This is a genomic window from Actinomadura sp. GC306, from assembly GCF_004348665.1.
GTDB lineage: Bacteria > Actinomycetota > Actinomycetes > Streptosporangiales > Streptosporangiaceae > Spirillospora.
The window spans coordinates 19,230-28,240 of sequence record NZ_SMKM01000058.1 but is presented as its reverse complement, the minus strand read 5'-3'; the positions used below and the strand labels follow the sequence as shown (position 1 = coordinate 28,240).

9 protein-coding genes are annotated in these 9,011 nt (G+C 72.8%); 6 read left to right on the top strand and 3 right to left on the bottom strand.

What is annotated here, in order from left to right; genetic code table 11:
• Window positions 1–57 precede the first annotated feature (57 nt).
• A complete protein-coding gene (locus E1200_RS11450; protein ID WP_131951829.1) occupies window positions 58–624 on the top strand; it encodes a DUF3000 domain-containing protein in 567 nt (188 codons plus the stop codon).
• A 130-nt stretch (window positions 625–754) separates the two neighbouring features.
• Window positions 755–2,119, top strand: a complete 1,365-nt coding sequence (locus E1200_RS11445; RefSeq protein ID WP_131951828.1) for a ribonuclease D — start codon at window positions 755–757, stop codon at window positions 2,117–2,119.
• Between the two features lie 64 nt (window positions 2,120–2,183).
• On the opposite strand, the gene E1200_RS11440 is transcribed toward E1200_RS11445, so the two are convergent.
• The 3 genes from E1200_RS11440 to E1200_RS11430 form a co-directional block, all read right to left on the bottom strand.
• Window positions 2,184–3,833 (bottom strand): long-chain-fatty-acid--CoA ligase, encoded by a 1,650-nt coding sequence (locus E1200_RS11440; protein WP_131951827.1) that lies wholly within the window; start codon window positions 3,831–3,833, stop codon window positions 2,184–2,186.
• A gap of 83 nt (window positions 3,834–3,916) precedes the next feature.
• Window positions 3,917–5,107, bottom strand: coding sequence for an acyl-CoA dehydrogenase family protein (locus E1200_RS11435; RefSeq protein ID WP_131951826.1), 1,191 nt, complete (start codon window positions 5,105–5,107; stop codon window positions 3,917–3,919).
• The gene (locus tag E1200_RS11430; protein ID WP_131951825.1) at window positions 5,107–5,754 is read right to left on the bottom strand and encodes a carboxymuconolactone decarboxylase family protein; all 648 of its coding nucleotides are present in this window, start codon (window positions 5,752–5,754) and stop codon (window positions 5,107–5,109) included. The genes E1200_RS11435 and E1200_RS11430 overlap by 1 nt, the downstream gene beginning before the upstream one ends.
• Before the next feature lie 115 nt (window positions 5,755–5,869).
• Here E1200_RS11430 and E1200_RS11425 point away from each other — a divergent pair, with 115 nt between their 5' ends.
• Genes E1200_RS11425 through E1200_RS11410 form a run of 4 tightly spaced genes read left to right on the top strand, consistent with a single transcriptional unit; the run spans window position 5,870 to window position 8,983 of the window.
• Window positions 5,870–7,252 (top strand): aromatic ring-hydroxylating dioxygenase subunit alpha, encoded by a 1,383-nt coding sequence (locus tag E1200_RS11425; protein ID WP_243708480.1) that lies wholly within the window; start codon window positions 5,870–5,872, stop codon window positions 7,250–7,252.
• Window positions 7,249–7,836 carry a 3-phenylpropionate/cinnamic acid dioxygenase subunit beta gene (locus E1200_RS11420; protein WP_131951824.1) on the top strand — a complete coding sequence of 196 codons (588 nt, stop codon included), beginning with the start codon at window positions 7,249–7,251 and terminating at the stop codon, window positions 7,834–7,836. The genes E1200_RS11425 and E1200_RS11420 overlap by 4 nt, the downstream gene beginning before the upstream one ends.
• Window positions 7,833–8,201 (top strand): hypothetical protein, encoded by a 369-nt coding sequence (locus E1200_RS11415; protein WP_131951823.1) that lies wholly within the window; start codon window positions 7,833–7,835, stop codon window positions 8,199–8,201. The genes E1200_RS11420 and E1200_RS11415 overlap by 4 nt, the downstream gene beginning before the upstream one ends.
• The gene (locus tag E1200_RS11410) at window positions 8,198–8,983 is read left to right on the top strand and encodes an SDR family oxidoreductase (protein ID WP_131951822.1); all 786 of its coding nucleotides are present in this window, start codon (window positions 8,198–8,200) and stop codon (window positions 8,981–8,983) included. Before E1200_RS11415 ends, E1200_RS11410 begins: the two co-directional genes overlap by 4 nt.
• Window positions 8,984–9,011: the final 28 nt, after the last annotated feature.

Below are 9,011 nucleotides of genomic sequence, written 5' to 3'. Positions count from 1 at the left end.
GCCCCGCACCGGCATCCCCGTCCCGAGCCACTCCCCCGCACCCAGGCCGGTCCATCCATGAACCCACCTGCCTTCCAGCGGGCCCTCGACACGCTGCGCGACATCCTCGACGGCCCCGGCGTCCGGCCGGAGCTCGATCTCGAGGACATGCCCGCGCCGCAGAGCCTGGCCCCGTACGCGGCGGCCATGTCCGGCAGCGTCTACCGCGAGGACGACACCGAGGTCGCCACGGGGCGGCTGATCGTCCTGTACGACCCGGACGGCCGCGGCGGCTGGACGAACGGCTTCCGCGTCGTCGCCTACATCCGCGCCGACCTGGAGCCCGACATCGCGGCCGACGAGCTGATCGGCTCGGTCGCGTGGGACTGGCTGCTGGAGGCGCTGGAGCCGGCCGGCTACGCGGGCGTCTCCGGGACGATCACCCGCGCGGTGTCGGAGAGCTTCGGCGACAAGCGCGGCGAACCGTCCACGACCGAGCTGGAGCTGCGCGCCTCGTGGTCCCCGACCGGCGAGGACCTCGGCGGTCACGTGGCCGCCTGGTGCGAGGTGATGTGCACGACGGCGGGCCTGCCGCCGTCCGGAGTCGCCGCGCTTCCGAACGGACCGGGCGGCGCGGGCGGCTGAGCGACGTACGGTAGGGGACGTGAGCACGGCGTCCGAAACCGGGGCGGCGGGGGAGAACACGAGAGAAGCCGGCCTTTCCCGGCGGCCCGTGCCCCCGCGACCCGGGTCGGTGCGCCAACCCGAGGATGAGATGGGTTCAGCAGGAGTGTCCGAAACGCGCGCCACCGGCTCCGAGCGGGACGCCGGTGCGGAGAAGGAGGCCGCCGCAGCGCGGCCCGGGACCGTTCCAGCGCAGGCCGGGGCGGAATCCGGCCCCGCGGACCGGGAGGCCGGCGCCGGCCCCCCGCCCGTCCCCCTGCTGGAACCGCGCGAGGGCGTCCCCTCCGTGGTGACCGACGCCGCCGGGCTGGACCGGGTCGTCGCGGCGTTCGCCGCGGGCAGCGGCCCGGTCGCGGTCGACGCCGAGCGGGCCTCCGGCTACCGCTACGGGCAGCGCGCCTACCTGGTCCAGATGCGCCGCGCCGGCGCCGGCACCGCGCTGATCGACCCGATCGCCTGCCCCGACCTGTCCGCGCTGGACGCCGCGCTCGCCGGCACGGAGATGGTGCTGCACGCCGCCAACCAGGACCTGCCGTGCCTGGCGGAGGTGGGGCTCGTCCCGCGCCGGCTGTTCGACACCGAGCTGGCCGGACGGCTGCTCGGCTACCCGCGCGTCGGGCTCGGCTCCATGGTCGAGAACGTGCTGGGCTTCGTGCTGGAGAAAGGGCATTCGGCGGCCGACTGGTCGACGCGCCCCCTCCCGGAGGACTGGCTGCGCTACGCCGCGCTGGACGTCGAGCTGCTGGTCGAGCTGCGCGACTCGCTGCAGGCCGAGCTGGAGTCCACCGGCAAGCTGGACTGGGCGCTCGAAGAGTTCACCGCGATCCTGGCGACGCCGCCGAAGCCGCCGCGCGCCGATCCGTGGCGCCGCACGTCCGGCATCCACCGCATCCGCAACCGGCGGGCGCTCGCCACCGTCCGCGAGGTGTGGGAGGCCCGCGACCGGATCGCCCGCGAGCGGGACCTGTCCCCCGGCCGGGTCCTGCAGGACGCCGCGATCATAGAGCTGGCGCAGAAGTCCCCGAAGACGCCCGCCGAGCTGCAGGCGCTGGGCACGATGCGGGGGCGCGGCGCCCGCCGGCACCAGTCGGCGTGGCTGCGCGCCGTCGCCCGTGCCCGCGACCTGCCCGAGCGCAGGCTGCCCGAGGCCAATGTCCCCGGCGACGGCCCGCCGCCCGCGCACCGCTGGGCCGACCGCGACCCCGAGGCCGCCAAGCGCCTCACCGCCGCCCGCGCCGTCGTCGCCGCGCTCGCCGACGAGCACTCGATGCCGTCGGAGAACCTCGTCCAGCCCGACACCGTCCGCCGGCTGGCCTGGACGCCGCCCGACGAGCCGTCGGTGTCGGCGGTGGCCGCCGCGCTGCGCGACCTCGGCGCCCGGAGCTGGCAGGTCGGCCTCATCGCGCAGCCCATCGCCAAGGCGTTCCTGCGGCTGGAGTGCAAAGGAGACCTCTGAGGCGCGGGGGCGCGGTGCGGGGACCACGCCGTCCGGCCCGTCGCGGCGGGGAGGCGGCCGGCGGTCAGCCGTAGAAGTCGGCGTAGCGTTCGCGCAGCACTTTCTTGTCGATCTTGCCGACGCTGGTCATGGGCAGTTCGGTGACGACGAGGATCTCGTCGGGCAGTTGCCACTTGGCGAACGTGGCGGACAGGTGGGTCCGGAGCCCGTCGACGTCGATCTCGTGGCCCGACTCGGGCACGACCAGGGCGACGGGGCGTTCCTGCCACCGGGGGTGCGGCGCGCCCACCACGGCGGCCTGCCGGACGGTCGGGTGGCCCATCAGGGCGTTCTCCAGGTCGATGGAGGAGATCCACTCCCCGCCGGACTTGATCACGTCCTTGAGCCGGTCGGTGATCTTCAGGTATCCGTCGGAGGTGATCACCCCCATGTCGCCGCTGCGCCAGTAGCCGCGGTGGAACTTCTCCGCGTCGTCGGACTTCCAGTAGCTCTCGGTGATCCACGGCCCGCGGATGCAGATCTCGCCCGCCGACTTCCCGTCGTGGGGCAGGAACGAGCCGCCGGGGCCCAGCAGCCGGACGTCCACGCCCGCCACCGGCAGCCCCTGGGAGCGCTTGAGGTCCCAGCGCTCCTCCTCGCTGAGCCGCTCCTCCAGGGACGGCTTGGGCCGGTTGGACGTGACGAGCGGCGCGGTCTCGGTGGCGCCGTACCCGTGGACGACCGAGGCCCCGGTCAGCTCGTGGAAGCCGCGGATCAGGCTCAGCGGCGGCTCGGTGGAGCCGGAGATCATCCGCGCGCGGGACAGGTCCGGCGGCTCGGGCAGCGCGCGCAGGTACTCCAGCATCGGCGCGAAGATCGCCGGGGCGCCGTTGGTGACCGTGACCTCGTAGTCGACCATCGCCCGCGCCAGCACGCCGATCTCCTCGGCGGAGTAGCGCCCCGGCAGGACCACCCGCGCCCGCGCGTAGACCGCCACCTGCGGCAGGCCCCAGCACTGGGCGTGGAACATCGGCGTCGTCAGCAGCACGTTGTCGTGGTCGCCCACCGCCTGGTCGGCCGCCCACATCATCGTGTGCAGCACGATGCCCCGGTGGGAGTAGAACACCCCCTTGGGACGTCCCGTGGTGCCGGTGGTGTAGCACGCGCTGTAGGCGGAGGTCTCGTCGATCACCGGCCAGTCGAACTCCTCGTCCTGCCGGGCCAGCAGCGCCTCGTGGTCCAGGGGGTCCGGCAGCGAGGTCTCGATCTCCGGCAGCGGCCGGTCGCTCATCACCACCCAGTGCCGCACCCGCGGGCACCGGGCGACCAGGTCCTCCGCCAGGCTCAGGAGCGACTCGTCGACGCAGACCACCGTGGCGCCCGCGTGCTCCACGACGTAGGCGAGGTCGTCGACGGCGAGGCGCAGGTTCATCTGCAGCATCACGGCGCCGGTCCCGGGGATCGCCCAGTACAGCTCGAAGTGCCGCAGGTGGTTCCAGTCCAGCACGCCCACCACGTCACCCGGGCCCACGCCGATGCCGCGCAGCGCGTGCGCCGTGCGCGCCACCCGCCGCCACGTCGCCTCGTACGAGGTGCTGTGCCAGGCGCCGGCCGCGTCCCGGTGGACGATCTCCTGCTCGGGGTGGGTCACCACCGCCTGGCGGAACAGGTTCGTGGTGTTCAGCTGGTAGCCGTCCCCGTGCGTCGAGGGATGGCCGGTCACGAACTCGGACAAGGTGCCACCTTTCTTCTGCCCGACCCAGGTCGGGGACTTCAGCCGATCCAGTTCCCCCGGCGCCCCCGGCGGCTCCGGGACGGTCAGCGCAACCCGAACTCCCAGTTGCCTCCGTCGCGGTACTGCGAGAGCACCCGCCGGCCGACGCTCTGCACGTGCACCTCGTCCGGTCCGTCGTACAGCCGGGCGAAGCGGGCCGCACGGTACATGAAGCTCAGCGGCAGGTCGTCGGTGAGGCCCGCCGCACCGTGCACCTGCAGCGCCCGGTCGATGACGTTGTGCAGCATCCGCGCGCCGACGACCTTGACGGCGCCGATCTCCACCCGGGCCTCGTCGCCGCGGTCGATCTGCTCCGCGGCGGCCAGGGTCATCATCCTGGCCGCGGAGATCTCGGTGTAGGAGTCGAAGACGAACTGCTGCATCAGCTGCTTGTCCGCCAGCGGCCCGCCGAACGCCTCCCGCTCGCGCATCCGGCGGCACATCAGGTCGAACGCCCGCTGGGCCTGGCCCAGCCAGCGCATCGCGTGGAAGATGCGGCCCGGCCCGAGGCGCTCCTGGGCGATCCGGAAGCCCTTTCCGCGCTCCCCCAGCAGGTTCGCCTCCGGGACCCGGACGTCGTCGTAGACGACTTCGTAGTGGCCGTGCTCGATCCCCAGCACCGGGGTGTCGCGCTCGATCACGTAGCCCGGGGTGTCGGTGGGGACGATGATCATGCTGAACGCGGAGTGCGCGGGCGCGTCCGGCTCGGTGCGGCACATGACGGTCGTGTAGGCCGCCTCCTTCGCCCCGGTGGTGAACCACTTGCGCCCGTTGATCACCCATTCGCCGTCCCGGAGCACGGCCGTGGTGCGGATCCCGGTGGGGTCCGAGCCCGCGACGTCGGGTTCGGTCATGGCGAAGCTCGGCGAGATCTCGCCGGCCACGAGCGGCGCCAGGTACCGCTCGCGCCACCGCGGGGCGGCGTGGCCGTGCAGCATGAGCGAGTCCTGCAGCGTCCAGGTCCCCAGCGCGAGCTGGCCGAACTCGCTGCGTCCCTGGACCTCGTTGATGAACACGTAGTCCAGGAAGGGCAGCCCCCCGCCGCCCAGCTCGGCCGGGTGCCCGAGCGCCCACAGGCCCTCGGCCTTGGCCTCGCGCTGCAGGCGGGCCAGGAGCGCCCCGGCCTCCGCGCCGCCCCGGTGCAGGACGGGTTCCGCCGGCTCGACCCGGTCGACGACGAAGGCGTGGACGCGCGCCCGGAGGTCGCGCAGGTGCTCGGGTACGTGCAGGCTCATCATGCTCCGGGGTGGCTGATCGCGGCGCCCAGGTCGAGGCCCTGGAAGTCGCCGGGTGCCGCGACCTCGGTGATCGGGTCGTCGCGGTCGTCGAACTCCAGCCGCAGCGCCCGGGTCATCGTGGCGTGCATGTCGTAGAGGCAGGTGATGTAGGTCAGTTCGAGGACCTCCTCGTCGGAGAGGTGCTCGCGCAGCGCTGCGAAGACGGCCTCGTCCACGCGCCCGCTCGCCATGACCAGCGCGTCGGTGTAGGCCAGCACGCCGCGCTCCAGCGGCGAGAACAGCGTCGAGACCTCCCAGGAGCGGACGGCCTCGATCTTCTCCTCGGTGAGGCCGAGCGACCGCAGCGCCTTGCAGTGCTGGGAGTAGACGAACTGGCTGCCGCGGGCCCAGCCGGCGCGGGTCTGGCCGAGCTCGCGCAGCACCGGGTCGAGCCTGCGGTCGGGGCTCCGGTAGAGGGAGAACCCGCTCACGGCGTGCCGGAAGACGTCGGGCACCAGCGCGAAGACCGTCCACCAGTCGCCGGGGGTGCCGGTGGACGTGCCCGGCTCCTCGACCGGGTCGCGGTCGGGGAACAGGCGCTGGTACATCGCGAGGACGACCTCGTCCTGGACCTCGGCGCGGTGGACCTGACGCAGACGCGGCATCTCTCTTCTCCCCGTATCTAGAAGGCTGGAGTTCTCTTACTATCAGAAACGCCCTCCTTGACACGGGAAGGCCCTGCCTCCAGAATACATTTCTGGTCCACAGAAAGAGGTCCCCGTGTTCGACCCGTCCGACGTCGTCGGCCACGTGCGCAGCGGGATGCTCCCGGCGCACATCTACAACGACCCCGAGGTCTTCGCCGCCGAGCGCGACGCGATCTTCGCCCGCTCCTGGGTGTTCCTGGCGCACGAGTCGGAGATCCCCCAGGTCGGCGACTACGTGGTCCGCCGCGTCATGGAGAACTCCTTCATCGTCAGCCGCGCCGCCGACGGCGCGGTGCACGCCATGTTCAACATGTGCCTGCACCGCGGCATGCAGGTGTGCCGCGCCGAGCAGGGGAACGCCTCGCACTTCCGCTGCCCGTACCACGGGTGGTCCTACCGCAACGACGGCCGGATCGTGGGCCTGCCGTTCCACCGGGAGGCGTACGGCGGGGAGGCCGGGTTCAACAAGCGCGGGCAGCGGCTCCTGCCCGCGCCGGCGATGGACACCCTCAACGGCCTGATCTTCGTCTCCCTGGACCCCGAGGCGCCCCCGCTGCGCGAGTTCCTCGGCGACTTCGCCTTCTACCTCGACTACTACACCCGGCAGAGCCCGAGCGGGGTCGAGGTGCTCGGCCCGCAGCGGTGGCGGATCAAGGCGAACTGGAAGATCGGCGCGGAGAACTTCGCCGGGGACATGTACCACACGCCGCAGACCCACGCGAGCGTCGTGGAGATCGGGCTCTTCCGCGAGCCGAAGGCCGAGAAGCGCAAGGACGGCACGACGTACTGGGCCACCGGCGGCGGCGGCACCACCTACAAGCTGCCGCCGGGGACGCTCGAAGAGCGCCTGCGCTACGTCGGCTACCCCGACGAGATGATCGACCGGATGAAGCGGACGTGGTCGGCCGAGCAGCTCGACCTCGTCGGCCGCGACGGGTTCATGGTCTCCGCGGCATCGGTCTTCCCGAACCTCAGCCTCGTCCACAACTGGCCCAGGGTGGCCGACTCCGACGACGTGCTCCCCTTCGTGTCGCTGCGCCAGTGGCAGCCGATCAGCGAGGACGAGACCGAGGTGCTCTCCTGGTTCCTGGTCGACAAGGAGGCCCCGGAGGAGTTCAAGGCGCTGTCCTACAAGGCGTACCTGATGTGCTTCGGCAGCAGCGGGATGTTCGAGCAGGACGACGTGGAGAACTGGGTCTCGCTGACCGCCACCGCGGGCGGCAGCATGGCGCGGCGGCTCCTCCTCAACGGCCGCATGGGCCTGCTCCCGGACGGCTCGACCATCGCCCCGGCTTTGGGCGCCGATGAATGGGCGGGGCCGGGCGAGGCGCGGATCGGGTACGGCGAGTACAACCAGCGCCATCTGATGAACCTTTGGGCGGACCTCATCGAGGCCGGGCCCGCCAAGGCCGCCGGCGTCACGGTCGGCGTCCCGGACCAGGGCGCCGCCCGATGACCGCGCACATCCCCGTCTCCTCCGCCGACAGCCCCCTCGGCGCGCACGCGACCACGGCCGCCCCGGTGGGCGGCCCGCTCCCGTTCTCCGATCCGCTGCACCTCGCCGCACACCAGTGGCTGGTCGACGAGACCTACCTGCTGGACCGGCAGGAACTCGAGACCTGGCTCGCGCGGATGACCGAGGACGTCCACTACTACATGCCGATCCGGGTCACGACGTCCCTCGGCACCGGCTACGACACCGCCAAGCGGATGGCGCACTTCGACGAGGACCGCTACTCCCTGGAGCGCCGGGTCGCCCGGCTGCGCACCGAGCACGCCTGGACCGAGGACCCGCCCTCGCGGCTGCGCCACCACCTGTCCAACGTGCGCACCTTCGCCACCGACGTGCCCGGCGAGATCCTCGCGGAGTCGGCGGTGCTGCTCTTCCGCAGCCGCGGCGACGTCAACGAGCCGTCGCTGGTGTCGGCGGGGCGCAGCGACGTGCTCCGGGACGTCGGCGGCTCCTGGCGGCTCGCCCGCCGCCACATCCAGGTCGACGAGTCGGTGCTCCGCACCCAGAACCTGGCGGTGTTCCTGTGAGCCCGCACGAGGACGCCGAACGCGACCGGGAACGGGCCAGGGCGGCCGCGGAGGAGCTGGCGGAGCTCCGGGCGGGCCGGGTCGGCGAGCCGCTGGCCCTCGGCAACGAGTTCTCCGAGGTCCGGGTGAGCCTCGTCCAGACCCGCAACGGCGTGCGCCTGCTGATCGAGGCGACCAAGTCCGGCCAGTGGGTCACCCTGGACCCGCTGGAGCTCGAAGCCCTCACCTGGCAGTCACCGGCGACGTTCTCCGCGATGGTCGGCAGACCGTTCAGCTCGCTGTTCCCCGCCGAGGGCGACGCGGGCCCGGACGACACCGGCGAAGACGGCACGGGCGAGGACGACACAGGCCAGGTGATGTCGTGAGCGCCCCCGGGCTCGACGGGCGGCGGGCGCTGGTGGTCGGCGCCGGGTCGGGCATCGGACGCGCGGTGGCGGAACGGTTCGTCGCCGAGGGCGCCTCGGTGGTGGCCCTGGAGCGCGACGAGGCAAAGTGCGAGGACCTGCGCGAGTCGCTGCCCGGCGTTGACGTCGTCCAAGGCGACGCCTGCGACGCCTCGGTCAACCGCGTCGCCGTGGGCCGGTGCCTGGAGCTCCACGGCGGGCTGGACACGCTCGTCCACTGCGTCGGCGTCTTCGACTTCTACCGCTCCCTCGACGCCGTCGCCGAGGACGCCTTCGACGACGCCTTCGACGAGATGTTCTCGGTCAACGTGCGGTCGGCCATGCACGGCGTCCGCGCCGCGCTGCCGGAGCTGCGGCGCAGCCGCGGGAGCATCGTGCTGACGGAGTCGACCTCCGCCTACCACCCGGGGCGGGGCGGCGCGCTCTACGTCTCCACCAAGTTCGCGATACGCGGGCTGCGCATCGCGCTGGCCCACGACCTCGCCCCCGACGTCCGCGTGAACAGCGTCGCCCCCGGCGGCACCGTCGGCACCCGGCTGGCCGGGGCGCGGGCCCTGGGGCTGGACGGGCAGCACCTCGACGGGCCCGGCCGCGCCGCCGAGATCGCGTCGCGGGTCCCGCTGCGGGTCGCGCTCTCCGGTGAGGACCACGCCTGGAGCTACCTGTTCCTGGCGTCGCCGATGTCCCGCGGGATGACGGGCACCGTCCTCCACAGCGACGGCGGCGCCGGCATCAAGGGCTGACAACGACACGAGGAACGGGAGTCCCGAG